Raw genomic sequence first — 23,366 nt, 5'->3', positions numbered from 1 at the left:
GTGTTTCTGTCCTGCCGGTCAGATAATGCGTACGCGCCAATGCGCCAAGCGGATCGCCGTGACCGATCTAAACAGTCCTGTTATCTCAGTCTTGAGGATTAATTAGATGCCTACCCTCCTGGTCAAAATATTCGAAGGCCGCAGTGATGAGATCAAACGCGAGTACGCCAAAGCCCTGACCGACGCCTCGACCAAGGTGCTTGGCTGCGATGCCAGCGCGGTGGATGTGATCTTCGAGGAAGTGAAAAAAGGCGACTGGGCCACCGGTGGCGTGATGTGGTCTGAGCGCGACTAACCGGCTTTCGCCTCGGCCAGTGGTGATGGGTTACGCCGCTGTGCGGCTAACCCATCCTAGGTTGATTGTTCTACTCCGCGAATATCGCTGCATAGCTTGTCTTGTATGGCCTGCAGCCTTCCTGCAAAAAGTGCTTTTCAGTCATAAACGCTGTTTTATACTCGGCCTTCGGTGATGGCCGGGCACTCGCCTGCAGGCCGCGCCACACAATAAAAACTGCACGCTGGAGATACAGGTAATGGCTGAGCGCGAGACAGGCACCGTCAAGTGGTTCAATGATTCCAAGGGTTATGGCTTTATTCAGCGCGAGAGCGGCGCGGACGTGTTCGTGCATTTCCGTGCGATCCGTGGCGAAGGCCATCGCACCCTGCTCGAAGGGCAGAAGGTCGAGTTCGCCGTGACCCAGGGGCAGAAGGGCTTGCAGGCTGACGACGTGTCCGCCGTTTAAGCCCACTCCCGCAATAGAAAAGCCCATCATCGATGGGCTTTTTGCTTTCTGCCCTTCAGTCGTTTTCCCCCAGGTAAAAATGCGACAATCGCCGCCTTCCTGCTCTTCCCCTTGATCCCACCCCGCGATTACCCGATGACCGACGCCACGCCCGCCGTTGACCAACTGCTGAAAAACCTTTACCAGACCCTGCTGGGCGACCGTCATCGCCTGCGCCGCCAGTTGCATGAGCTGCGCAAACAGACGCCGGTGGACGAAGCCAAGCTGGCCCAGTGGTTGCAGCGCTTCGAGGCGTCCCGGGCCAAGGTTGAGGCGCGCAGGCGTAGCGTGCCGCCGATGCGTTACGACGACTCTTTGCCGATTGCCGCCAAGCGCGACGAGATCAAGGCGGCCATCAGCCAGCACCAGGTGGTGGTAATCGCTGGCGAAACCGGTTCGGGCAAGACTACTCAGCTGCCGAAAATCTGCCTGGAACTGGGCCGTGGCGTGCACGGGCTGATCGGCCACACCCAACCGCGCCGCTTGGCGGCACGCAGCGTGGCGACACGGGTTGCCGAGGAAATCGGTACGCCGCTGGGCGAGCTGGTCGGCTATCAGGTGCGTTTCGAGGACCAGAGCAACGAGCGCAGCCTGATCAAGCTGATGACCGACGGCATCCTGCTGGCCGAGACCCAGCACGACCGCTATCTGGAAAAGTACGACACCATCATCGTCGACGAAGCCCACGAACGCAGCCTGAACATCGACTTCCTGCTGGGCTTTCTGAAAACCCTGCTGGTGCGTCGCCCTGACCTGAAGCTGATCATCACTTCTGCGACCATCGATCTGCAGCGTTTTTCCGAGCACTTTGGCGGTGCGCCGATTGTCGAGGTCTCCGGGCGCACCTTCCCGGTAGAGACCTGGTATCGGCCGCTGGCCGCCGAGCAGGACGAAGATGGCAACCGCGTCGAAGAAGACCTCTCGGTCGATCAGGCGATTCTCGCCGCCCTGGATGAAATCAGCGCCTTTGAAAAAGCCGAAGGCAAGCGTCCTGGTGACATTCTGGTGTTCCTGCCCGGCGAGCGCGAAATTCGCGACGCCGCCGAGGTGCTGCGCAAGGCCAACCTGCGCCTGACCGAAGTGCTGCCGTTGTATGCGCGGCTGACCCCGGCCGAGCAGCAGAAGATTTTCGCGCCCATGGGCGCACGCAAGATCGTGCTCGCCACCAACGTCGCCGAGACTTCGCTGACCGTGCCGGGCATCCGTTATGTGATCGACTCCGGTACGGCGCGCATCAGCCGTTACAGCTACCGCGCCAAGGTGCAGCGCTTGCCGGTCGAGGCCATCAGCCAGGCCAGCGCCAACCAGCGCAAGGGCCGCTGCGGGCGTGTCGAACCCGGTATCTGCATTCGCCTGTACAGCGAGGAAGACTTCAACGGCCGCCCGGCCTTTACCGATCCGGAAATCCTGCGCACCAACCTCGCGGCGGTGATTTTGCAGATGCTCCACCTGCGCCTCGGTGAGATTGACGCTTTCCCCTTTATCGAACCGCCAGATGGCAAGGCCATCAGCGACGGCTTCAACCTGCTGCAGGAGCTCTCGGCGGTCAGCCGCGAAGGTCAACTGACGCCGCTGGGCCGCCAGTTGGCGCGCCTGCCTGTTGATCCCCGGTTAGGCCGGATGGTGCTGGAAGGTGCCAAGCAGGGCAGTCTGGAAGAAATCCTGATTATCGCCAGTGCACTGTCTGTGCAGGATGTGCGCGAGCGGCCGTCCGACCGTCAACAGGCCGCCGATCAGGCCCATGCGCAGTGGAAGGATGTGGATTCCGACTTCGCCGCGCTGATCAACCTCTGGCGCGGCTTTGAAGAGCAGCGTCAGACTTTGGGTTCCAGCGCATTGCGCAGCTGGTGCCGGAAGAACTTCCTTAACTACCTCAGGCTGCGCGAGTGGCGCGATGCGCATCGCCAGCTGGTGCTGATTACCCGTGATTTGCAGCTGTCTTCAGGTGACAAAGGGAAGGGTAGGAGCCAGCTTGCTGGCGATCCGGGCGCTCAGGCAACTAAGCCTTCGAGCCCAGAAAATGATCGCCGCAATGCCACACCACAGCTCTCCGCTGCACAGAAAGAAAAAGAGCTGGCCGAAAAAGATCAGGCCGCCCAACGTGCCAAAGGCTACGCCGCGGTGCACAAGGCCATCCTCGCTGGCCTGCTCAGCCAGATCGGTCAGAAAACCGAAGACGGCGACTACCAGGGCGCGCGTCAGCGGCGCTTCTGGGTGCACCCGTCCTCGGTGATCGGCCGCAAGAAACCGGTTTGGCTGATGACCGCCGAGCTGGTGGAAACCACCAAGCTGTTTGCGCGCATGGTGGCCAAGATCGAGCCGGACTGGATCGAGCCGCTGGCCGGCCATCTGATCAAGAAAAACCACCTGGAACCGCACTGGGAGAAGAAGCGTGGCCAGGTGGTGGCCTATGAACAAATCAGCCTGTACGGCCTGATCGTGATCGGCCGCCGTGCGGTGCACTTCGGGCCGATTGACCCTGTGGCCTCGCGCGAGCTGTTTATCCGCGAGGGCCTGGTGGGTGGCGAGATCAACTCGCGCGCCAAGTGCCTGGCGGCCAACCGCCAGCTGCTGGAAAAACTCGACGAGCTGGAAGCCAAGGCACGTCGTCGTGACATCCTCGCCGACGAGGAAACCCTGTTCGCCTACTACGAGGCCCGCCTGCCGGCGAACATCTACCAGAGCGCCACCTTCGACAATTGGTACAAGACGGAGAGCGCGAAGAATCCGCAGCTGTTGCTGATGCGCGAAGAAGATGTGCTCGCCCGCTCGGCCTCCGAAGTCACTGCAGCGCAGTACCCGGACACCCTGCGCCTGGGCGAGCTGACCCTGCCGCTTACCTATCACTTCGAGCCCAACCACCCGCGTGACGGCGTGACCCTGCGCGTGCCCGCACCGTTGTTGCCGCAACTGCCGCCCGAACGGCTGGAGTGGCTGGTGCCAGGCCTGTTGGAAACCAAGTGCATGGCCCTGGTACGCGGCCTGCCCAAGGCGCTGCGCAAGAATTTTGTGCCGGTGCCGGACTTTGTCGGTGCGGCGCTGAGCAAGATCAGCTTTGCCGACGGCAGCCTGCCGGAAGCACTCGGCCGCGAGCTGACGCGCATGACCGGCACGCGGGTCAGCGACGAGGCCTGGGCTGAATCTGCCGCGCAGCTCGAAGGCCATCTACGGATGAATATCGAAGTGGTCGACAACCAGGGTAAACCCCTGGGCGAAGGCCGCGATCTGAGTGAACTGACCGCGCGCTTTAGCGAGGCGACCCAGGCCGGCCTGGCCCTGCCACAAACCGCCAAGAGCCAGCAACCGGTGGAGGCCAAGGCCTTTAGTGAAGTGGCGGCGAAGACCCAGCAACAGGTCGCCGGCCTGTCCATGACCGTCTACCCGGCGCTGGTGGAGGAGGCAGGCGTGGTCAAGGAAGGACGCTTCCCGACCCTGGCCGAAGCCGAGTTCCAGCATCGACGCGCCTTGCAGCGCTTGCTGTTGCAGCAGTTGAGCGAGCAGGCCAAGTTTCTGCGCGGCAAGTTGCCGGGGCTGACCGAACTGGCGCTGCTCTACCGCGACATGGGCCGAGTCGATGCGCTGGTTGAAGATATTCTGCTGGCCAGCCTCGACAGCTGCATTCTTGAAGGCAGCGAGCCGCTACCGCGCGACGGTGCCGGTCTGGCGGCTCTGGCTGAGCGCAAGCGTGGCGACTTGACTGGTTACGCCGAACGCCTGGCCAAGCTGACCCTGGAGATTCTCAAACTCTGGCACGGCCTGCAGAAGCGCTTCAAAGGCAAAATCGACCTGGCCCAGGCCATGGCGCTTAACGACATCAAGCTGCAGCTAAGCAACCTGGTCTATCCCGGTTTTGTCCGCGAAACCCCGGCGCAGTGGCTTAAGGAAATCCCCAGATATTTGAAGGCCATCGAGCAGCGTATGGACAAGATCGGCGGCCAGGTGCAGCGCGACCGCGTGTGGAGCGGCGAGCTGGCGGGTTACTGGGAGCAATACCAGGCGCGCCTAGGCAAGCACGGCCAGGAAGGTAAACGCGACCCGCAGCTGGTGCTGTACCGCTGGCTACTGGAGGAATACCGCGTGTCGCTGTTTGCCCAGCAGTTGGGCACCAAGCTGCCAGTCTCCGACAAGCGTCTGAGCAAGCAGTGGAGCGTGGTCGAAGGCTAACAGGCCGCGGCTATTCTTCGGTCGCTGCCTGGCAGTCCACCAGGTCGTCGTCTTCGATCAGCCAGGTTTCCGAAGCGCTCACCGTAACGCCCTGCAGTACGCACACATCTTCGTCCTCATCGACCAGGCGGATGTCCCATTCACCAGGTGTGACACCTGTCAGCGACAGGGTCATGCCAGACTCCAGTACGTGTTCGCCGAGGTGATCTTCGCCCCAGTTCTCTTCGTCGCTGGGTGAGAAATAAATCTCGTGGATCTCCCAGGACGACTGGTTCTCTACATCAATGTCCGCCGCATGGGTGGGCAGGCTAAACAGCAGGACTAGAGCGGCAAGCGCGCTGGGTAGGGTTTGCATGGGATGATTCTCCGCATTCAGGTCATGGCCTAACAACCATGGTTGCTGACTGCCGTGGGGTCAAATCGTGGGAGACATCATCAATGTCGCTCGATCTTGCGACGCTTTATGCAAACCCTGGCCGTTCCACGACAGTGCCGTATTTATGCGGGTCTATGGCTTGCTGGCACGCGGGACTCTGCTGCTAGACTCAGGCGACATCCCATCGACCCCGCGTGAGTGATGATCTTGATTGCCGTCGATATCCGCCACTCGCCCTTGTTGCCTCTCCGCTTATTGCTTGTTCTGTTGCTGCTGATCTGTTGGCCGGGTCTGGCAGTGGCTGCCTGTGAGAAAACCCTGCGCTGGGACGATGACCCGCCGTTCAGCATGCAAACGGCGGATGGCGCGGTGGTGGGTATCGACGTTGAAATCAACCGCGCGGCACTGGCCCGTCTGGGCTGCCAGATCAAACTGCGCAAACTGCCCTGGGCACGGGCGCTCAAGGAGCTGGAGCTGGGCCGCCTGGATATCCTGCCCGGTGCCTTCCGCCGGCCAGAGCGCGAGGCCTATGCGCATTTCTCCGGCCCGGTGCTGCCGCCCTCGCGCAATATTCTGTTTATGTACACGCAGGCCATGCAGCGCTGGCCGATCACGCAACTGCTGGAGCTGCAGCACAGTGAATTTCGCCTGGGCGCGCAGATCAACGTGGCCTATGGCGCAGATTACGAACAACTGATGCGTGATCCTGCGTTTGCTGCGCGCGTGGTGCAGGTGGCCAATCGCAACAACCTCTGGCGCATGGTCGGCAAGGGCCGTATCGATGGGGTGATTGCCGACGAAAACACCGGTGCCTACGAAATCCAGCAACTGGGCCTCAGCGAGCGGATCAAGCCCACGGCTGTAGTGGTGTCCAGTGACGCTGCAGAGATTGCTTTCAGTAAGCGCTCAACCGAGCCTGACTTTGCCCAGGCCTATGCCGATGCGCTGCGTGAACTGGTGGTGGATGGCCGTTATGCGCGGATTGTGCAGCGCTATATAAAACCCTAAGCGCTGTGCTTCTCCTGTGGATACGACCCACGGTCGGGATGCTGCATGCGTCAGTCGCACCCTGATTGGATGTTTACCTCGCTTGACATTAGGTTTCCTTGGAAACAAACTCTTGTCAGATTGTTTCCAAGGAAACCAATATGAAGAAGTCGCCCCCACTGACTGTCAGCCCGCTGGATGCCCACCTTGGCTTCTGGCTGCGTTTTGTTTCCAACCAGGTCTCTGCTCGATTTGAAAAGCAACTGGAGCAGCACGACATCACCCTGTCCGAATGGGTTGCCCTGCGCACCTTGTATGAGCGCGCGCACACCACCCATGCCGAGTTGATTACTGCCCTGGGCATGACCAAAGGGGCCGCCTCCAAGGTCGTCACCAAGCTGCAGGGTAAAGGCCTGGCCGAACGCCCGCTGGCCGAAGACCGCGCCAGGGAGCAGCGCCTGTTGCTGACCGCCGCCGGCAATAGCCTGGTGCCCAAACTGGCGGCGTTGGCGGATGAGAATGACCAGCTGTTCTTTGGCCACCTGAGCGACGCTCAGCGTGCAGAGATGATGTCTCTGATGCAGGACATTGTGCTGCGCCAGAACCTCACGCAAGTCCCGATCAACTGAGCCTGTAATGCCGGAGCCGCGATGAACAGTGCGATTGAGTCCATCATCCAGATCACCTTCAGCCGTTCGAACGAGGGCAGCATCCATTTTGGTCAGGTTGTGGAGGCCTTGCTCAGTGCTGGCGTGGAGTCCTACTGGGTGGATTACCGCGCCTGCCGCACCACCTACTACCTGCCTAATGGGCAAACCTACAGCCTGGATATGGTTGCACCGCAGGCGGGGATTGCCCGGGCGTTTTCCGCCCCGGATATCCAGGCCGCGATCCGCGCAGCGCAGCAGGGCGAACTGCTCTACCCGGAATTCAAGCGCCGTTCGCAAGCCGCCGGCTGCATTGGCTATATGGTCTGGTTGCAGGGTCGCCATGTGAACTACTACGGCCGCAATGGCGAGGCGCATATCGAGCGCTTTCCGGACTGAGTGCATGACCAGCCCCGACCTTTATCTGGCCGCCATCGAGCAGGCACTGCGGCCGCTGGCCAATGCCGCCAGCGCGGTGAAGATGCGCGCCTACCTGCTGGATCAGTTCGCCTTTCTCGGCTTGCCTGCGCCTGTGCGCAGAGCGGCTGTCAAACGGCTGGACAAGGTGCGCTGGGATTGCAGCGCCGAGGTGCTGGCCGCTGCACAGCTGTTGTGGTGCCAGCCAGAGCGTGAGTACCGCTACACCGCGATTGACCTGCTCAGGCAGCAGCACCGGCTTTTGCGCAGCGCAGATTTACCGGCGATTCGTCAGCTTCTGCAACGTGATGCCTGGTGGGAAACCGTCGATGGGCTCAGTGCGGTTATCGGCCTGATTGTCCGTGCGGAACGGGCAACAACAGAGATTGCACAGGCAACGATGGACCAGTGGATTACTGACGCCGATCTGTGGGTTCGTCGTGCCGCCATGCTGCATCAGCTCGGCTGGCGACTGGATACCGACGCCGAGCGCCTGTTTACCTATGCGCAACAGCTGGCCGGCGAGAAGAACGTATTTATCCGCAAAGCGATCGGTTGGGCGTTACGCGACTACGCCCGCTGGAACCCGCAGGCGGTGAGTCACTTTCTACGGCACAACGCTGAGCAATTCTCCGCGCTGACGCTGCGTGAGGCGCAGAAGCACCTTGCTGCCAGCCAATAAGCGGGCCCATCAAAAAACGGGATTAGCGCAGGCTAATCCCGTTGTGATTGCCTGAAGCAACGCGCCAGGCGGGGTTGCTCAGCGTGCTGCCTGGCGTTACGCCACCACCGGGATCAGCGGGTCTGCTGCGGCCAGGGCAACTGCCCGATCCGCTGCCGGTGGGTAGATCCACTGGGTGTTGATCTGGGTTTTCAGCGCCTTGCCTTCCTGGCCGGTCAACAGCACCTTGCGCTCCCAGCCCTCGGTAAACACCGCGCCCCAGGCACCCAGGTCCAGGCAGGTGACGTATTTGGGCTGGCTGTAGGCAATCGGCTCGACACCGAGCAGATCCGCCGCCGCGTTGTTGCCGGCCGAGCGGCCCAGGGCAATCGCATGCTGGCAGGTCATCAGGGCGTGATTACCGAGGTCATCCACGGCGGCGTAGGCAGTGTCGCCGGTTGCGTAGATGGCATCCTGGCCGAGTACCTTGAGGTTGCGGTCCACGTGCAGGCGGCCATGTGCGTCGCGTTCGCCGTTGATCTGCTGGGTCAGCGGCGAGGCTTTCACGCCCACGGCAAAGATCACCGTACTGGCGGCAATGCGTTCGCCGTTACCCAGTTGCACACCGTGCTCAGTGATCTTGGACACCGGGCTGCCGAGCCGCCAGGTGACGCCCAGGCTGGCGCTGGCTTCGGCGACGACTGCGGCGATTGCCTCGCCCATGGCCGCGCCAATCTGCTTGGCCGTGTCCACCACGATGACGCGAATGTCGGTCTGTTCACCAAGGATGGCGCGCAGGCGAGCTGGCATTTCGCTGGCGGTTTCGATACCGGTAAAGCCGCCGCCGACCACCACCACGGTGTTGCGTGCTGCGCTCTCCGGCTGCTGCGCCAGTCCCTGCAGATGAACGTCGAGACGCTGCGCCGACTCCAGGCTGTCGACATCGAAGGTAAAGCGCTCAATGCCCTCCAGGGGTGGACGCGCCACCTGACTGCCAGAGGCAAGAATCAGGCGGTCATAGTTCAGTTCGGCCTCGGTACCCGATGCGTCGCGGTAGCTGACACGCTTGTTGGCGGCATCAATCTGCGTGGCGCTGCCCTGGACGAAGTGCACACCCACAGCGTCGAACAGCGGGCCGAGCGGGGCGACGGTGCTGGCCAGCTCGGGCTCATAAAAGCGTGGCCGCACACGCAGTTCCGCCTGGGGCGCCAGCAGGGTGACGTTGACGTCCAGACGCTGTTGTTGATCGAGCAGGCGCACGGCGCTGAGTGCACTCCACATACCGGCAAAGCCGGCACCGATGATCAGGATTTGCTGTTTCATATGGGTAGGTTCCCGCAGTGAAGAGAAAGGCTGTTGGCTGACGACGGGAGTGATTCTGCCTCTGGCTTGGATCAGGGTATTGATCCATTCTTGCTTGAACTGATTAGTCCACTTTGGAGTGGCCATGCCTGCCGAAAAATCACCCCCGCAGGTGCTCTTCCTGCCGCTGGGCACTCCCGAGCCGGGTGTCAGCCTGCAGCGCTGGTTATATGAGGCGCTGCGCGGCGCCATCCTCGGCGGCCGTCTGCCCGCTGGCAGCAAACTGCCCAGTACGCGCGCACTGGCCGAGCACTACAAGCTGGCGCGGGGTACGGCCCAGGCGGCGTATCAGCAGTTGTTGTCCGAAGGTTATCTGGAGGCGCAGACCGGCAGTGGAACGCGGGTGTGTGCCGTGTTGCCGGATGCCACGCTTAACGCCGGCTATGTGCGACGCAAGGTCGTGGCCACGCAAGAAGCGCCGCGCACGCCGCCGGCCACGCCCTGGATCGAACGCCTGGACGCGATTACGCCAATCTTTGCGCGGCGTTCGGTGACGCCGGGGTTGCGCCCGTTCTTTCCGCATCGGGGCGATGTTCAAGCGTTTCCGGTCGACCTGTGGCGCAAACTGCATATCCAGCAGCTGCGCGCCTCACGGCTGTCCATCCTGCTCGATTCGGACCCCGGTGGTTTGCCGGCATTGCGTGAAGCCATCGCCGGCTACCTGGCCATCGCTCGTGGTGTGCAGGTGCCTGCCGAGCGAATTCTGGTGCTCAATAGCGTGCAGCAAGGGCTCGACCTGTGCCTGCGCTTGCTGGCACCGGGCAACTCCAAGGTGTGGATGGAAGATCCCGGCTATCCCGGCGCACGTCAGCTGATCGATGTATCCGGCGTGCAGCGTGTGAATGTGCCGGTGGACGCCTTCGGTATTCAAGTGGAGGAGGGCGTGCGTCTGGCCCCCGATGCCCGGCTGGCCTATGTCACGCCGTCACGGCAGGCGCCGCTGGGCAGTGAGTTGTCGCCCGCGCGGCGTCTGGCGTTGTTGCAATGGGCGGCGCAGCATGGCAGCTACATCTTCGAGGATGACTACGACAGCGAGTACCGTTTTATCGCCAAGCCGATTCCGGCACTGCGCTCGATGCCGGCGGCGGAGCAGTCGGTGATCCTCGCTGGCACTTTCAGCAAGCTGCTGTTTCCCTCCATCCGCCTGGCCTACCTGGTGTTGCCTGCGCACCTGCTGGGCAGCTTTACCCGCGCCGCCGCATTGATGTCCCGCCACGCCAACAGCCTGTCGCAAGCGGTACTGGCCGACTTTATCCATGAGGGGCATTTCGACCGCCATGTACGGCGCATGCGCAAAATCTACGCCTCACGCGCCGAGGCCTTCGCCGAATCGGCGCAGCGGCATTGGCAAGGGCTGATTGATGTGCCGGAAATCCGCGCGGGTCTGGATATCACCTGCAGCCTACAACTGGATAACGAACAGGAGGTGTTTACCCGTCTGCAGACCGCCGGTATCGACGTCATGCCCCTGGCGCGCTATTGCGTCGCGCCGCGCACTCCGGGGCTGGTGCTGGGGTTTGCGCCTTATGATGAGCGCGCTATTGAAGATGCAGCCAAGGCAGTTGCTGTGGCCTTGTTGCAATAGCGTCGTTCGACCCTGACGCAGAACTGGGCTTCAACCAAAAAACTTGGAAACCTGGAGCTATATGTTTTTCGAACATCGTTTTCTGATCGCTTATTGCAGAGAGCTACCGATCACTAAGTTTCACGCCTGATGCACCATGAACCCCAGACTCGGATCGTGCACTTAGCGCTGGTCGCCAGAATTTGCCATACACAGCGTGGCTCGACAGAATCGCGCCCCAATTCGGCCAGCGGGTCGAATGCCGATGCTGAAAAGGGGGCGGGAGTTGAACGAGCAGACATTGTCGATGCGCCTGGAGCGTGTAGCGGCGCATGTGCCGGCTGGGGCGCGCTTGGCTGATATTGGCTCGGATCACGCCTATCTGCCGGTAGCCTTGATGCGCCGTGGGCACATCGAGGCTGCGGTGGCGGGAGAGGTGGCCGTGACGCCGTTTTATGCCGCTGAGCGCAGCGTGCGCGAGAATGACTTTGCCCAACAGATCAGCGTGCGTCTGGCCGATGGTCTGGCGGCAATCGAGCCAGGCGACGCCATCACGGCGATCAGCATCTGCGGGATGGGCGGCGAGCGGATTCGTGACATCCTCGACAGCGGCAAGGCGCGCCTGACGGGCCAAGAGCGGTTGATCCTGCAACCCAACGGCGGTGAACAGCCGCTGCGCCAATGGCTGATGGACAATGGCTACCGCATCCTCTGTGAGGAGGTGCTGCGGGAAAACCGCTTTGCCTACGAAATCATCGTCGCCGAACGCTCTGGCCCGGTGAGTTACAGCGCCGAGGAACTGTACTTTGGCCCGTTGCAGATGCAGGTGCGCAGCCCCGCATTCCTGGCCAAATGGCAACGCTTGTTGCGTCTGAAGCAGCAGACCCTGGCTGACTTTGCCCGGGCTCGGCAGGCGGTGCCTGAGGCGAAAGTGCAGCAACTCACTCAGCAGACGCAGTGGATTATGGCGTTGCTGGCGTAAGCCGGATTAACGCCGCAGCGCGCCGCCACAAAGAAGTTGTCCCTTGGCAGGCGCATGCGGCCAACACTGAATACAATCTGCCCATCATCACACCAGGCCATGAATATGGCTGCACCGAACAAGGATCTCGCCAGCATGGCTTCCTCAGACAAACAGCAAAAACGCGCCCAACGGGCGAAAGCCAAGGCCAAGCAGAACCGCATGGGCAAGTCCAAGGCCAATGTGCTGCACCCGGTGCTGGCTAATCCGCTGATCAATGAGCCATTCGATGATGTTGAAATCGACCTGAGTACCTTCGATTTCAAAGATATCGAGGAAAACGGCTTCGACCCCGCACATTTCGATGACCTGTTCCAGGCGATGAAGATGGCTGAAGGCATCAGCCTGCTGGCGATGTGCCTGGTGTTTCTGCAATACCCGGTACTGGAACTGGTGGTTGCCGAAGAGGCAGAAGATGCGGCGACCGACTTTATGATGGGCCTGCTGATCGTTTATCGCGGGATGTTCCACGATGAAGACGAGGACGCTGCGGTGGTCTGGATCGGCAGTGACGCGTTCCAGAATGCCTACAACGAAGCCTCGCTGATCCTGCAGAAAAAGAACGCGCGCAGCGGCACCCGTCCAGAGTACAACCGTTAGGTGGTTGGCACTGTTCCGCCATCGATCACAAATTCACTGCCAGTGATGGCGGCCGCGCGAGGCGAGGCCAGGAAGGCAATCAGCTCCGCAACCTCAGCCGGTTTGGCCGGCCGGCCCAGCGGAATACCGCCGAGGGCATCCATGATGATGCGTTTGCCGCCGGCGTAGTCGGTACCGGCTTCCTGCGCCAGGCGCTCAGCCAGGGCCACCGATGCTTCGGTCTCGATCCAGCCCGGTGACACCCGTACAACACGTACACCTTGTGGTGAGACTTCTTTCGACAGGCTTTGCTGTAGGTTGAAAGCGCCGCCTTGGCCGCTGCGTAAGCCGTGGTGGCTTCGGGCAAGGGCAGGCGGTTCTGAATCGAGGTCACATGGATGATCACCCCGCTCTGGCGCTGCAGCATCGCCGGGAGCAGGGCACGGTCCAGGCGCACGGCCGGCAGCAGGTTAAGGTTGAGTTCGCGTTGCCACTGCGCGTCGTCCAGTACCGCAAAGCCACCGCTGGGTGCCGATGAGCCGCCCAGGACGTGGACGATGATGTCCACATCGCCCAGCCGTTGCTTGGCTGCGGCTACCAGTGTTGCGCAACCTTCAGCGGTAGAGAGGTCGGCCTGCACGAACAGCTCAGCCGGTAGGTCGCTGCTGGCCTGCCGGGCGGAAGTCAGCACCTGTGCCCCCTCTGCAAGCAACAGTTCGACCAGTGCGCGACCGACGCCTTTGGTGCCGCCGGTAATCAGCACGCGTTTACCGCTCAGGTCGAGGTTCATGGTGCGATCTCCAGTGAGCGGATCTGGCTGTCCTGCAGCAGAAACAGATGATTCAGTTGCAGCGGGCTACCAGGGAAGTTGCCGACCAACCGCGCCGTGACACTTAGCGAATCGTCATTCTGCGTCGCCGTCAGCGGCTCGACGCTGTAGGTGAAGGTCTGGCGGGCGTCCTGTTGCCAGGCTGCGGTGGCGGCAATGCCCTGGTGCGTGCGGTTCTCGTCGGTCACGCTGGCGTCCGCGCAGAAACAGGCAGCAAGGCGCGAGATGTTGCCGCCATTGCTCACATCAAAGTAGGTCTGAACGGCGTCAGGCAGGTGCAGGTTCATGGCCTGATCTCCTCTCACAGTGGGTTGGGGGTTTACGACAGTGATCTTGCCGCTCGCTTGATAGTTTGCTCAACTGGGATAGAGGTTAACGACCTATCCCGAATATCAGGACAATTGCATGGCAGATTCGCGCCTTGGTCTCAATGAGCTGGAAGCGGTGCTGGCCGTGGCACGCCGGGCGTCGTTCCGGCAAGCAGCCATCGACCTGGATGTGTCGACCACAGCATTGAGCAACACCATTGCCAAGCTGGAGGCGAGCCTCGAAACGCGGCTGTTCAATCGCACCACCCGCAGCGTGTCGCTGACCGAGGCGGGGGCGATGTACCTGGAGCAGGTCGGCCCGGCGCTGCAGGACGTACGTGCAGCGCTGGAAGCGGTGCGTTCGCACAATGCCGGGCCGTCGGGTGTGCTGCGCATCAATGCGTTCGCCAGTGCCGCCCGCGCCACGCTGCTGCCGCTGGTGTTGGCGTTTCTGCAGCGTTACCCGAAGGTGCATATCGACCTGGTGACCGAAGGCCGCCTGGTGGACATCGTCGCCGACGGTTTCGATCTTGGCGTGCGCGCTGAGAGTCTGGTGCCCAGCGACATGATCGTGATCCCAATCGGCGAGCCACAACGCTACGCCGTGGTCGGCTCGCCCGCGTATTTCGCCCAGCACGGCCGGCCGCTTAGCCCGGCGGACCTGCTCACGCATCAGTGCATGCGCATCCGCCTACCCAATGGGGCGATCTACCCCTGGCATTTTGAACGCGCGGGGGAGGTGATCCGGCTTGATGTGAACGGCCAGCTCACCCTGGATGAGTCGAGTGTCGCCAAGGCGGTGGTGCAGGCAGGCGTGGGGCTGGGCTTTTTTATGCAGCAGGACGTGCAGGCTGAACTCGACGCCGGACAGTTCGAACGGGTGCTGGAAGAGTGGACACCGCCCCGTGACAACCTGTGCCTGTACTACCCGAACCGGCGCAACCCCTCCGCCGCGCTCAAGGCATTCACTGCGTTGGCGCGAGGCAACTTACCCAGCAAAGACCCATCGGCATAATTCCCCGCTTGGCTGCAGCTACCCGCTGGTAGGCGGCTGTACGCAAACGCTACGCTGGGACCAGTTCGGTCATTCTTTCAGTCAGTCTTGCTGGCGCAAATTTCACTGGCCACTGGGTCGCCGCCCTGACGACCATCCGGGGCTTTCGCAGCTGGGGCTTTAACGTCAGTCAGGTTGTGTGGTTTGAAGAGCAACAGCCAGAGCGCTGCGTGGCAGCTGAAGAGGGTGGTTAGTGCAGCGAGAGACCGCCTGCTGGTGAGCAGCAGGCGGCCAAAGCGGATGCCAGAAGCATCCGCAGGGGGTTGTTTATACCAGGGTTTGGCGAGCCACTCCGCGTGGCAAGCGCTGTTTGCCAGGCAGTTGCTCCAGGCGTTTCTGCCATTCGGCGCGAGGGCTCAGGGCGGTGTTGGCTTGGGCTGTTTCAGCTGCGGCCTGGCTCGCTTTGGCGGCCTTCGCGGCGGCTCTCAGTTCAGCCAGGCTGGGGGTTTTACGGATAGGCTCAGCGCTGCCCTTTTCCACGCTGCGCAGACAGAGTTTGCAGGAAACTTGCGTTACATCCTGGGTGCTGCTCAGGTTCGAACCTGTGCGTCCGCATGCGATATTGTCTGGGGCAGCGGAGTAGTGAATGGCCAACGTGTTGTCTCCTGCATTTTTGGGGCGCGGGATTCTACACGGTTCGCTGGCCAGGTCACGCGGCTTGGGTGAATACATGAGTGCGCCTGCCCGCATAACTGCTTATGGCGCTCTGCCAGGCTGCTTGCGCGTGTGCAAAGCAGCCTGGCTTACAGGCGATTGACGGGCGACTTAGCCACGCGCCGGCGTGGCCAGCCCCTTGATCACCGCCGGGCGGGCAATAAAGGCCTGCAGCACGCGCTGCACATTGCTGAACCGTTCGAACTCCACCAGCTCGCCAGCCTCGTAGAAACCCACCAGGTTTCTCACCCAGGGGAACACGGCGATATCGGCGATGCTGTAGTCCTCGCCCATGATCCAGCTGCGGCCTTGCAGGCGCTGCTCCAGCACGCTCAGCAGGCGCTGGGATTCCGCCACGTAACGGTCGCGCGGGCGTTTGTCCGGGTAGTCCTTGCCGGCGAACTTATGGAAGAAGCCCAGCTGGCCGAACATCGGGCCAACACCACCCATCTGCCACATCAGCCACTGCAGGGTTTCATAACGTGTGGCGGCATCCTCGGCCAGCAGTTGGCCGCTTTTCTCGGCCAGGTAGATCAGAATCGCGCCGGACTCGAACAGCGCCAGCGGTTTGCCGCCTGGGCCATTGGGGTCGAGGATCGCCGGGATCTTGTTGTTGGGGTTGAGCGAGAGGAATTCGCTGCTGAGCTGGTCATTGCTGTCGAAGCTGACCAGGTGCGCTTCATAGGGCAGAGCGATTTCTTCCAGCATGATCGAGGCCTTGACGCCGTTGGGCGTGGGCAGTGAGTACAACTGCAGGCGTTCGGGGTGCTGAGCGGGCCATTTATGGGTGATGGGGAAGCGTGAAAGGTCGGTCATGCGTGCTCCGTATCTGGACGAGAAAGGGATGCGAGGCATCAGACCATGCCCGGCAGCCTGAACAAAATCGATTGTTTCGTTAATGCCCATTGCTCTGGGCAATGGTGAGCAGTTCCCTGGGTGCGAGCGAGTCCGGTATGGTGCGAGTTTTCCGCCACCTTGTACGGAGTTTCTCGATATGAGCCTGCACGGCGAATACGACAGTCAGAATATCTTTGCCCAGATCATCCGCGGTGAGGCCCCTTGCTACAAACTCTACGAAGATGAGGATGTGCTGGCCTTCCTCGATGTTTTCCCGCAGTCCTTCGGCCATACCCTGGTGATACCCAAGCGCTCGGCGGCGCGCAATATTCTGGAAATTGATGCCGACAGCCTGAGCAAGGTGATGGCCGTGGTGCAGAAGCTGACGGGAGTGATCGTCGACGAGTTGGAGCCAGCCGGGGTGCAGGTGGCGCAGTTCAATGGCGCACCAGCCGGGCAGACGGTGTTTCACATCCATATGCATATCGTGCCGCGCTATGCCGGTGAGAAGCTCAGCGTACACGCCGGTGGCAAGGCTGAACCGGAAGAGTTGGCGGCCTTGCAGGCGCGTCTGCTGAAACGTATCGCAGGCTGAAAACCGTGCACAACGCGACTTGAGGTCGGCTGCGGCTGCGGCAATACTCAAGCGCGTTTCCTTTGCTGTTCCTTGCGCCCATGGAGGGCTCCCATGCGATTGATTGGTGCCGTTTTACCGCTGTTGCTGTTGGCCGGCTGTTCGTCCTGGAAGGCTGCGCCCGAACATATCAAGCCTGTGCCAGCGGATCGTCTGTTGGGCTATCAGCAGCCGCTGGAGCAGGGCGGGCAGTTATCGGTGAACCGCGATTTTGGCGGTATGGGCGCGGGCTGCTATGTGGCCGTTCTGGTGGATCGCAAAGTGGCTGCGCGTATTGGCGTGGGGGAACTGGTTCGTTTCCAGGTGCCGGCCGGCACCCGCGTGCTGAGCATTGGTATCGACGAGATGGACGACACCCTGTGCGGTATGGGCCGCCTGCGCCGCGAGCTAGCGGTGAAGGTTCAGCCAGGCACGCAGCAGGACTTCCGCATCGTCAGCGACAACCGCAAGGGTTTCGACATTCTGCCGGTGACTCAGTAACGCCTGATGCGCCGGTGCCTGCCCGTCAGGTGCCGGTGTGTTCGCTCAGCAATCCCTCCAGCCATTGCATAAATACCCGCACCCGCTGTGGCTGATGACGGCGCTGGGCGTAGAGCAGGCTGATCGGCATGGGCGGCGGCAGGTAATCCGGCAACAGGCTGTGCAGCTGCCCACTGGCCAACAGCTCGCTGACGCCAAGCAGCGGCGCCTGAATAATTCCCAGCCCGCCCAGGCACGCGCCTTCATAGGCATCAACGTTATTCACCGTGACATTCCCCGCCATCGACAGCCGCTGCAGCACGCTGCCTGCCAGGTATTCGAAACCGTCTGAGCGACTGCCGAGCACCGGCACGTAGTGGATCAGTTGATGCTGGGCCAGGTCATCAAGGCTCTGTGGTGTGCCGTAGCGTGCCAGGTAGGCGCTGCTGGCGCAGTTGACCATGGGCAACTGGCCGAGCGGTCGGACGATCAGACTGGGCTCATTGATCACGCCGATGCGCAGTACGCAATCGAAGCCTTCACGCACCAGATCGACGCGCCGATCGCTGCTGCTGATCTCCAGTTCGATGCCAGGGTGCTGCGCGGTAAATTCTCCCAGCCGCGGTGCTACCAGGCGCCGCGCCAGGCCGGTGGGCATATCGATACGCAGGCGGCCGCTGAGCTGCGCGCCGTCCTGGCGGAACAGACTTTCCAGCTCATCCATATTGGCCAGCATGTCCTTGCTGCGCTCATACAACACCAGGCCGTCCTGAGTCGCTTGTACCTTGCGTGTGGTGCGGTGCAGCAGGCGCGTACCGAGCAAGGCTTCCAGGCTTTGCACCTGCTGCGACACGCTCGACCTGGGCAACCCAAGGCTGTCGGCGGCCTGGGTAAAACTGGCCAGCTCGTTGACGCGGACAAAGGTGCGCAGCAGTTCCAGGGTATTCATGGGCAGGCGCTCCGCTGGATTGTTCGTGAATGATGATCAGTGTTTTCAATTTTGCTGAGTTTATCCAGCTTAAAGCGAGCAATAACCTGTGCTCACTGATTTCAACCACGGCACTGCTAGTCAACTGAAGGAGCACGCATATGACTCGTAAACTCGCACTGATTACTGGCGCCAGCCGCGGCCTGGGGCGCAACACCGCCCTGCATCTGGCGACCCAGGGCATCGACATCATCGGCACCTATCACAGCCAGGCGGCGGATGCGCAGAGCCTAGCGGTTGAGATCGAACAACTCGGCGCGCGTGCGCTGATGCTGCAACTGGATGTCAGCCAGAGCAGCAGCTTTTCCGGGTTTGCCGCAGCAGTGACGGCGGGGCTGCAGAGCACCTTCGGCCGCAGCGATTTCGACTTTCTGATCAACAACGCCGGTATCGGTATTCACGCCAGCTTTGCCGAAACCACTGAGGCGCAGTTCGATCAGCTGGTGAATATCCAGCTCAAGGGGCCGTTCTTCCTGACTCAGCAATTGCTGCCGCTGCTCGCCGAGCAGGGGCGCATCGTCAATATTTCTACCGGTCTGGCGCGTTTCAGTCTGCCGGGTTATGCAGCCTATGCAGCGATGAAAGGTGGTATCGAAGTGTGGACACGCTACCTGGCCAAGGAGCTGGGCCCGCGCGGGATCAGCGTCAACGTACTGGCTCCCGGCGCTATCGAGACTGACTTTGGCGGCGGCGTGGTGCGCGACAACAGCCAGGTCAATGCCTTTATTGCGGCCAATACGGCCCTGGGCCGAGTCGGCCTGCCAGACGATATTGGTGGTGCGATTGCCATGCTGCTAAGCGATGGCGGACGCTGGATTACCGGGCAGCGAATAGAGGCTTCGGGTGGCATGTTCCTTTGACGCTGTTCATCCTGTGATCGGGCTGGCTGTGTTTATCGGCTAGAGGCGTAGAATCCGCTCGGTTTACTAACGGAGACGGGTCGTGAAGGGATTGCCGATTGCCATTGTCGGGGCTGGTACGGCGGGGTTGGCCACAGCGTTGTTCCTCGCCCGCCAGGGGTTCAGCGTGCGCCTGCTGGAGCGGGTGCCGCAGCTGCAGCCGGTCGGTGCCGGGGTGTTGTTGCAACCTTCGGGGCTGGCGGTTTTGCAGCAGCTGGGACTGTTTGCCGAGTGCAGCGGCCTGGGCGCTCCTGTCAGTCGTTTGTACGGTACTTCGGCTACTGGCCGGGTGATTCTCGATACCCGTTACGCGCATTGGCAGCCCGGCAGTTTCGGCATGGGCATTCACCGCAGCGTATTGCTCACAGCCTTGCTCAACGCGGCGCGGCAGGCGGGTGTGCAGATTGAAACCGGCGTGCATATCAGCCGCTTCAGCCAACACGGCAACCATGTGCAGCTGTATCGCCAGGACGAACAGGGCGTCGAGCAGCCATTCGGCGAGTTTGCCGCGCTGGTGCTGGCTGACGGCGTGCGTTCGGCCCTGCGCGGGCAGATGCAGGTCAAGCAGTGGCTGCAGCCTTATCCCTGGGGCGCGCTGTGGAGCATTGTGCCGACCCCGGCTTTGTCACCAACCGCACCGGATGCCACGGACCTACGCCAGTGGTATCGGGACTGCGCGCAGATGTTCGGCATCATGCCCACCGGGCGTACTCACGATAATCGCGAGCAGCCTCTGAGCAGCCTATTCTGGAGCCTGCCGGTGGCGCAGTTCGACGCCTGGCGTGAAGCCGGCCTGGCTGCCTGGAAAGCCCAGGTGCTGCAACTGGCCGGCAGCGCTGCTGAACCCTTTGTTGAGCTGATCGAACGTCCCGAGCAACTGAGCCAGGCGGTGTATGCCGATGTGCGCATGCAGCAGTGGCACGATGGCCGGGTAATCGCCATCGGCGACTGCGCCCATGCCATGAGCCCGCAGCTCGGCCAGGGCGCGAATATGGCCCTGGTGGATGCGGCAGCTTTATCCGCAGCCGTCACCACACAACGCACGCCAAGCGACTGCGACTGGTCAGCGGTATTCGCCGCCTACGCCAGCAGCCGGCGTGATCACCTGCGTTATTACCGCCAAGCCAGCCGCTTGCTGACTCCGCTGTTCCAATCCCACAGCCGCAGCCTGGCCTGGTTGCGTGACAGTGTGTTGCTGCTGGCGCGGCACAACCCGCTAGGCCGCGCCCATGCAGTCAGCACCCTGGTAGGTGGGCGCAGTGGTTGGCTGCTGAGCGATGCCGAACGGCCGTTGCAGGTCTGGAATGGCCAACCTGAGGAGCAGGGCTTGGATGACGTTGCGACTTCTCCGGATGTTGCGCCACTGCCGGTGGCTTGAGCCATTGGCGTGGCGCTTGTTACTGGCTCAGCGGTAGCGCGCCAGCAGCTCGTCGAACTCGCCAGCCTGTTTCATCTGCACCATGGCACGCAGCAGGGCTGTGGTGGGGACGTCGGGGGCGTCGCGGATAATGCAAGCAATCGGGTCTGAGGCTATTTCACTGAGGATGTGTAGCTTCTGTCCTGTGGGTTGCTGGCGGTTGAACCAGTGCAGCGAGAGTTCATTGCTGATGGCGTACTGGTAACGGTGAGCGCTCAGTTTGAGCAGCGCCAGGTCCTGGGTGCGGGCGTCTTCGCGCTGCAACTGGCCGCTGGCGAACAGCGGCTCCAGGCGTGGATAGGCGAAGCCGAGTACGGTGCCTAGGCGCTCGCCATACAGTTGTTCGGCTTGCAGATTTGCTTCGCGGGTGCCGACGAGCACATCGCGCTGGGTCATAAAGGGCAGGCTCCAGATATAGCGGTAGTGGCCACCGTTGACCCAGTTCGGGCTGACGTAGCAGCGCACATCGATTTCGCCGTTATCCAGTGCATGTTGTACGCGCAGGCGTGGCATCACCAACAGTTCAGCATCGCGCCCCACCTTGGCTGCCAGACGCTGTTGCAGGTCAACGAGAATGCCAGCCACGGCCTGGCCGTTTTCGATGTGCACCATGGGCATGGCCCAACTGTCGTTGATCGAGAAACGCAGCGCCCGTTCTTCGGCGTATGCGTTGTGGCTCAAGACGAGCAACAGCAGTGCGGGCAACAGCTTGAGCACCGGGGCGGGTCCTGTCTGGCCGAGACGGTTCAGCGGGTCATCGGCAGGGCGGCGCCCATCAGTGCAAACAACCCGCCGCAGCAACGGTTGAAGCCTTTGCCACTGCGTTGCAGCCAGGGCCGAACGCGATGGGCCATGCGTGCCAGCAGGTATTCGACACTGCCTTCGACCACGGCAAAGGTCAGCGCCATGATGGCGAACTGCAGCCAGAGGTCACCGCGTGGGTCGAGAAATTGCGGCAGAAACGCGCCGAAGAACAGGATTACCTTGGGGTTGGACAGTGCCGACAGCAGACCCTGACGGAACAGTTTGAGGTCTCTTTGCGCCTCGGCTTTCTCGGCCATGCTCAGGTGCAGAGGTGGCGCGCGCCAGAGTTGAATGCCCAGCCAGATCAGGTAGGCGCCGCCGAGCCATTTGAGAATGGTCAGTGCCTGTGCCGAGGCTTGCAGCAAGGTGCCGATGCCGAGCATCGACAAGGCCATCAGCAGGGTAAAACCGAGCACGCCGCCACTGACTGTGAACAGGGTTTTGCGATGGCCATACAGTGCGCCATGGCTGAGGGCGAGCAGGCCGTTGGGGCCGGGCGTCAACGCCAGGCCGAACACCGCTGTAACAAAGAGCAGCCAGGTATGCAGGGCCATAAGACAGGTATCCAGAGGCGGGGGAGTGCAGGGCCTTGCGCGGCCCTGCGTGCCTCTGTTTTTTCATGCTGTGCCCGGATAGTCAAGCCGACTTGAGTCGCACGGCCATCACGATCAACCTGGGCGGCGCATGGTAATCAGCGATTGGCCTCCTTGAAGTTGTCGTCGGACGGCTCCTTGCTGTAGGCGCCCTGGTCCTGCACCAGTTTCTTGCTGCCGTTCATCAGAGTAGTGATGCGGCTGTCGCTGGTTTTCGCCGAGGCGGCCTGGTTGCTGGTGCCGCTGATCAGTGGCGGGTTGCTGCTGAACGACCACAGGTAGTGCCAGACTGCTGCATTGTGTTTCTCGGTCAGCTGTGTGGCGTTGAAGTACCAGGGCTTGAGTTCGCTGAAGGCGGTCATGTTCATCAGCCCGGTGTTGCTGTCGCCGATAAAACCGGTGCTGCTGGCTCCGGAGGTGCGGTAGGTCTCGAAGATCACGCCTTTGGTTTTCAGCTCGCTGACATAGGTGCGGCAGACTTCGCCGACCCATTTGTTACCCAGATAGCTTTTCGCGTTGTTGGAGTAGAAGGGATCGAGCAGGGCAACGCGCTTGGGCAGCAGTTTGCTGTTAACCGTACCGGCGCTGACCGCATCGCTGATTTTCTTGGTCAGCACGATGGCCATCTGGTTGCCCAGCGAATGTCCGGCAATGCGGATATTGCTGCCGCTGTAGCCAGCCAGGTTGGCTTTGTAGCTGTTGAACAACAGGTCGCTGGCCGATTGAGTTGGGCCTGTGCTGTAAACCCCGCTGCTGTTGCGCCAGCGCATGGCGCGTGGGCCGCTGGCGGTCCAGATCTTGGCTTCGGCGTCCTTCACTTCACCTTCATCGGCGAACTGGTTCCAGTACAACACGCCGACGTTGTAGCCCGCCGCCAGCCAGGCGTTGGCCAGGTCCAGGTCGGGTCCGCCAGCATCCTTGCGGTTGAAAGTTTCGCGGTTCTTCTTCTGCGTCGAGCCATTCTGCCAACCGTGGATATAGATCAGCGTCGGCTTGCTGGCCACGTAATAGGCATTGCTCTGCCCGGGCACGGCCTTCTGCCAGCTGTCGCCATAACCGAACCAGTACAGGCCATGGTCGAGGTTCTGGAAGGTGCTGTCGGGGAACACACCCACGGCGGCATGGCTCAGGGAGGTAAAACTCAGCATCAGCAATAGCAGCAGCTTGCGCATGGCGAAACCCTTTCTTGTTATTGGGAAAGGCGAGCATATAGATTGTCCGACAATCCTCTATCGCCCGGATGGGTGAGGCGGTTCAAGCGCCAGTGCGAGGGCGTTGGCGGGATGTGTCTTGCGCGACGTTGCGAGCATCTTTGCCTCAATAGCCGACC

The 23,366-nt window shown here is 61.7% G+C and carries 24 protein-coding genes and 2 pseudogenes; 16 read left to right on the top strand and 10 right to left on the bottom strand.

Annotation, left to right across the window (positions count from 1 at the left end):
* Nucleotides 1-106: 106 nt before the first annotated feature.
* From IOD17_RS17770 to hrpA, 3 genes are all read left to right on the top strand, one after another.
* Nucleotides 107-295, top strand: a complete 189-nt coding sequence (locus IOD17_RS17770) for a 4-oxalocrotonate tautomerase (protein ID WP_090251538.1) — start codon at nt 107-109, stop codon at nt 293-295.
* A 238-nt stretch (nt 296-533) separates the two neighbouring features.
* On the top strand, nt 534-743 hold the full coding sequence (locus IOD17_RS17765) for a cold-shock protein (RefSeq protein ID WP_090251540.1): 210 nt from the start codon (nt 534-536) through the stop codon (nt 741-743).
* 135 nt (nt 744-878) lie between these two features.
* Nucleotides 879-4,946 carry an ATP-dependent RNA helicase HrpA gene (gene hrpA, locus IOD17_RS17760; RefSeq protein WP_233686358.1) on the top strand — a complete coding sequence of 1,356 codons (4,068 nt, stop codon included), beginning with the start codon at nt 879-881 and terminating at the stop codon, nt 4,944-4,946.
* Nucleotides 4,947-4,956: 10 nt separating this feature from the next.
* Here hrpA and IOD17_RS17755 read toward each other — a convergent pair whose 3' ends face one another.
* Nucleotides 4,957-5,301, bottom strand: coding sequence for a hypothetical protein (locus IOD17_RS17755; RefSeq protein ID WP_233686357.1), 345 nt, complete (start codon nt 5,299-5,301; stop codon nt 4,957-4,959).
* A gap of 222 nt (nt 5,302-5,523) precedes the next feature.
* Between IOD17_RS17755 and IOD17_RS17750 the strand changes: the two genes are divergently transcribed.
* The 4 genes from IOD17_RS17750 (at nt 5,524) to IOD17_RS17735 (ending at nt 8,055) form a co-directional block, all read left to right on the top strand.
* Nucleotides 5,524-6,330, top strand: a complete 807-nt coding sequence (locus IOD17_RS17750) for a substrate-binding periplasmic protein (RefSeq protein ID WP_233686356.1) — start codon at nt 5,524-5,526, stop codon at nt 6,328-6,330.
* Between the two features lie 140 nt (nt 6,331-6,470).
* Nucleotides 6,471-6,938 carry a MarR family winged helix-turn-helix transcriptional regulator gene (locus IOD17_RS17745; RefSeq protein WP_233686355.1) on the top strand — a complete coding sequence of 156 codons (468 nt, stop codon included), beginning with the start codon at nt 6,471-6,473 and terminating at the stop codon, nt 6,936-6,938.
* Nucleotides 6,939-6,959: 21 nt separating this feature from the next.
* A complete protein-coding gene (locus tag IOD17_RS17740) occupies nt 6,960-7,355 on the top strand; it encodes a DUF1398 family protein (protein ID WP_233686354.1) in 396 nt (131 codons plus the stop codon).
* 4 nt (nt 7,356-7,359) lie between these two features.
* Complete coding sequence (locus IOD17_RS17735) at nt 7,360-8,055, top strand: DNA alkylation repair protein (RefSeq protein ID WP_233686353.1); 696 nt, start codon at nt 7,360-7,362, stop codon at nt 8,053-8,055.
* A 96-nt stretch (nt 8,056-8,151) separates the two neighbouring features.
* On the opposite strand, the gene IOD17_RS17730 is transcribed toward IOD17_RS17735, so the two are convergent.
* Nucleotides 8,152-9,357 carry an NAD(P)/FAD-dependent oxidoreductase gene (locus IOD17_RS17730; RefSeq protein WP_233686352.1) on the bottom strand — a complete coding sequence of 402 codons (1,206 nt, stop codon included), beginning with the start codon at nt 9,355-9,357 and terminating at the stop codon, nt 8,152-8,154.
* 124 nt (nt 9,358-9,481) lie between these two features.
* Between IOD17_RS17730 and IOD17_RS17725 the strand changes: the two genes are divergently transcribed.
* The 3 genes from IOD17_RS17725 to IOD17_RS17715 all read left to right on the top strand — a co-directional run bounded on the left by IOD17_RS17725 (nt 9,482) and on the right by IOD17_RS17715 (nt 12,581).
* On the top strand, nt 9,482-10,981 hold the full coding sequence (locus IOD17_RS17725; RefSeq protein WP_233686351.1) for a PLP-dependent aminotransferase family protein: 1,500 nt from the start codon (nt 9,482-9,484) through the stop codon (nt 10,979-10,981).
* A 265-nt stretch (nt 10,982-11,246) separates the two neighbouring features.
* Nucleotides 11,247-11,942, top strand: a complete 696-nt coding sequence (locus tag IOD17_RS17720) for a tRNA (adenine(22)-N(1))-methyltransferase (RefSeq protein ID WP_325175673.1) — start codon at nt 11,247-11,249, stop codon at nt 11,940-11,942.
* Nucleotides 11,943-12,077: 135 nt separating this feature from the next.
* Complete coding sequence (locus IOD17_RS17715) at nt 12,078-12,581, top strand: hypothetical protein (RefSeq protein WP_233686350.1); 504 nt, start codon at nt 12,078-12,080, stop codon at nt 12,579-12,581.
* Here the strand turns inward: IOD17_RS17715 and IOD17_RS17710 are convergent.
* A pseudogene (locus tag IOD17_RS17710) lies at nt 12,578-13,350 on the bottom strand (SDR family oxidoreductase). The gene IOD17_RS17715 and the pseudogene IOD17_RS17710 sit on opposite strands and share 4 nt — an antisense overlap.
* Nucleotides 13,347-13,676 (bottom strand): nuclear transport factor 2 family protein, encoded by a 330-nt coding sequence (locus IOD17_RS17705; RefSeq protein WP_233686349.1) that lies wholly within the window; start codon nt 13,674-13,676, stop codon nt 13,347-13,349. The pseudogene IOD17_RS17710 and the gene IOD17_RS17705 overlap by 4 nt, the downstream one beginning before the upstream one ends.
* A gap of 118 nt (nt 13,677-13,794) precedes the next feature.
* Between IOD17_RS17705 and IOD17_RS17700 the strand changes: the two genes are divergently transcribed.
* Both IOD17_RS17700 and IOD17_RS17695 read left to right on the top strand, forming a co-directional pair.
* On the top strand, nt 13,795-14,712 hold the full coding sequence (locus IOD17_RS17700; RefSeq protein ID WP_233686348.1) for a LysR family transcriptional regulator: 918 nt from the start codon (nt 13,795-13,797) through the stop codon (nt 14,710-14,712).
* A 94-nt stretch (nt 14,713-14,806) separates the two neighbouring features.
* Nucleotides 14,807-14,875: pseudogene (locus tag IOD17_RS17695) on the top strand (DUF1348 domain-containing protein); the annotation flags it as partial.
* A gap of 143 nt (nt 14,876-15,018) precedes the next feature.
* Here the strand turns inward: IOD17_RS17695 and IOD17_RS17690 are convergent.
* Together IOD17_RS17690 and IOD17_RS17685 are read right to left on the bottom strand one after the other, a co-directional pair.
* Nucleotides 15,019-15,345, bottom strand: coding sequence for a hypothetical protein (locus IOD17_RS17690; protein WP_233686347.1), 327 nt, complete (start codon nt 15,343-15,345; stop codon nt 15,019-15,021).
* A 171-nt stretch (nt 15,346-15,516) separates the two neighbouring features.
* The gene (locus IOD17_RS17685) at nt 15,517-16,221 is read right to left on the bottom strand and encodes a glutathione binding-like protein (RefSeq protein ID WP_233686346.1); all 705 of its coding nucleotides are present in this window, start codon (nt 16,219-16,221) and stop codon (nt 15,517-15,519) included.
* 178 nt (nt 16,222-16,399) lie between these two features.
* On the opposite strand from IOD17_RS17685, the gene IOD17_RS17680 reads away from it, so the two are divergent.
* Both IOD17_RS17680 and IOD17_RS17675 read left to right on the top strand, forming a co-directional pair.
* Complete coding sequence (locus IOD17_RS17680) at nt 16,400-16,837, top strand: HIT family protein (RefSeq protein ID WP_233686345.1); 438 nt, start codon at nt 16,400-16,402, stop codon at nt 16,835-16,837.
* A gap of 93 nt (nt 16,838-16,930) precedes the next feature.
* Complete coding sequence (locus IOD17_RS17675) at nt 16,931-17,356, top strand: 3-isopropylmalate dehydratase (RefSeq protein WP_233686344.1); 426 nt, start codon at nt 16,931-16,933, stop codon at nt 17,354-17,356.
* Between the two features lie 25 nt (nt 17,357-17,381).
* On the opposite strand, the gene IOD17_RS17670 is transcribed toward IOD17_RS17675, so the two are convergent.
* Nucleotides 17,382-18,284 carry a LysR family transcriptional regulator gene (locus tag IOD17_RS17670; protein ID WP_233686343.1) on the bottom strand — a complete coding sequence of 301 codons (903 nt, stop codon included), beginning with the start codon at nt 18,282-18,284 and terminating at the stop codon, nt 17,382-17,384.
* 140 nt (nt 18,285-18,424) lie between these two features.
* On the opposite strand from IOD17_RS17670, the gene IOD17_RS17665 reads away from it, so the two are divergent.
* Nucleotides 18,425-19,183, top strand: coding sequence for an SDR family NAD(P)-dependent oxidoreductase (locus IOD17_RS17665; RefSeq protein WP_233686342.1), 759 nt, complete (start codon nt 18,425-18,427; stop codon nt 19,181-19,183).
* A gap of 82 nt (nt 19,184-19,265) precedes the next feature.
* Nucleotides 19,266-20,600 (top strand): FAD-dependent oxidoreductase, encoded by a 1,335-nt coding sequence (locus IOD17_RS17660; RefSeq protein ID WP_233686341.1) that lies wholly within the window; start codon nt 19,266-19,268, stop codon nt 20,598-20,600.
* A gap of 27 nt (nt 20,601-20,627) precedes the next feature.
* Here IOD17_RS17660 and IOD17_RS17655 read toward each other — a convergent pair whose 3' ends face one another.
* The 3 genes from IOD17_RS17655 to IOD17_RS17645 form a co-directional block, all read right to left on the bottom strand.
* The gene (locus IOD17_RS17655) at nt 20,628-21,356 is read right to left on the bottom strand and encodes a substrate-binding periplasmic protein (RefSeq protein ID WP_233686340.1); all 729 of its coding nucleotides are present in this window, start codon (nt 21,354-21,356) and stop codon (nt 20,628-20,630) included.
* A gap of 29 nt (nt 21,357-21,385) precedes the next feature.
* The gene (locus IOD17_RS17650) at nt 21,386-21,997 is read right to left on the bottom strand and encodes a LysE family translocator (protein WP_233686339.1); all 612 of its coding nucleotides are present in this window, start codon (nt 21,995-21,997) and stop codon (nt 21,386-21,388) included.
* A gap of 137 nt (nt 21,998-22,134) precedes the next feature.
* Nucleotides 22,135-23,208 (bottom strand): hypothetical protein, encoded by a 1,074-nt coding sequence (locus IOD17_RS17645; RefSeq protein WP_233686338.1) that lies wholly within the window; start codon nt 23,206-23,208, stop codon nt 22,135-22,137.
* Nucleotides 23,209-23,366 lie beyond the last annotated feature (158 nt).

The sequence above is a fragment of the Pseudomonas anguilliseptica genome, assembly GCF_021375795.1.
In the GTDB taxonomy this organism is placed as follows: domain Bacteria; phylum Pseudomonadota; class Gammaproteobacteria; order Pseudomonadales; family Pseudomonadaceae; genus Aquipseudomonas; species Aquipseudomonas anguilliseptica_A.
This window is presented reverse-complemented; position numbering and strand designations above follow the sequence as displayed.

Bases quoted from the DNA above. Each gene is read 5' to 3' on its own strand.
- hrpA (WP_233686358.1), top strand. From the start codon at position 879: ATGACCGACGCCACGCCCGCCGTTGACCAACTGCTGAAAAACCTTTAC.
- IOD17_RS17755 (WP_233686357.1), bottom strand. From the start codon at position 5,301: ATGCAAACCCTACCCAGCGCGCTTGCCGCTCTAGTCCTGCTGTTTAGC.
- IOD17_RS17705 (WP_233686349.1), bottom strand. From the start codon at position 13,676: ATGAACCTGCACCTGCCTGACGCCGTTCAGACCTACTTTGATGTGAGC.
- IOD17_RS17645 (WP_233686338.1), bottom strand. From the start codon at position 23,208: ATGCGCAAGCTGCTGCTATTGCTGATGCTGAGTTTTACCTCCCTGAGC.
- IOD17_RS17680 (WP_233686345.1), top strand. From the start codon at position 16,400: ATGAGCCTGCACGGCGAATACGACAGTCAGAATATCTTTGCCCAGATC.
- IOD17_RS17665 (WP_233686342.1), top strand. From the start codon at position 18,425: ATGACTCGTAAACTCGCACTGATTACTGGCGCCAGCCGCGGCCTGGGG.
- IOD17_RS17740 (WP_233686354.1), top strand. From the start codon at position 6,960: ATGAACAGTGCGATTGAGTCCATCATCCAGATCACCTTCAGCCGTTCG.
- IOD17_RS17670 (WP_233686343.1), bottom strand. From the start codon at position 18,284: ATGAATACCCTGGAACTGCTGCGCACCTTTGTCCGCGTCAACGAGCTG.
- IOD17_RS17700 (WP_233686348.1), top strand. From the start codon at position 13,795: ATGGCAGATTCGCGCCTTGGTCTCAATGAGCTGGAAGCGGTGCTGGCC.
- IOD17_RS17765 (WP_090251540.1), top strand. From the start codon at position 534: ATGGCTGAGCGCGAGACAGGCACCGTCAAGTGGTTCAATGATTCCAAG.
- IOD17_RS17745 (WP_233686355.1), top strand. From the start codon at position 6,471: ATGAAGAAGTCGCCCCCACTGACTGTCAGCCCGCTGGATGCCCACCTT.
- IOD17_RS17750 (WP_233686356.1), top strand. From the start codon at position 5,524: ATGATCTTGATTGCCGTCGATATCCGCCACTCGCCCTTGTTGCCTCTC.
- IOD17_RS17770 (WP_090251538.1), top strand. From the start codon at position 107: ATGCCTACCCTCCTGGTCAAAATATTCGAAGGCCGCAGTGATGAGATC.
- IOD17_RS17730 (WP_233686352.1), bottom strand. From the start codon at position 9,357: ATGAAACAGCAAATCCTGATCATCGGTGCCGGCTTTGCCGGTATGTGG.
- IOD17_RS17650 (WP_233686339.1), bottom strand. From the start codon at position 21,997: ATGGCCCTGCATACCTGGCTGCTCTTTGTTACAGCGGTGTTCGGCCTG.
- IOD17_RS17685 (WP_233686346.1), bottom strand. From the start codon at position 16,221: ATGACCGACCTTTCACGCTTCCCCATCACCCATAAATGGCCCGCTCAG.
- IOD17_RS17675 (WP_233686344.1), top strand. From the start codon at position 16,931: ATGCGATTGATTGGTGCCGTTTTACCGCTGTTGCTGTTGGCCGGCTGT.
- IOD17_RS17725 (WP_233686351.1), top strand. From the start codon at position 9,482: ATGCCTGCCGAAAAATCACCCCCGCAGGTGCTCTTCCTGCCGCTGGGC.
- IOD17_RS17735 (WP_233686353.1), top strand. From the start codon at position 7,360: ATGACCAGCCCCGACCTTTATCTGGCCGCCATCGAGCAGGCACTGCGG.
- IOD17_RS17715 (WP_233686350.1), top strand. From the start codon at position 12,078: ATGGCTTCCTCAGACAAACAGCAAAAACGCGCCCAACGGGCGAAAGCC.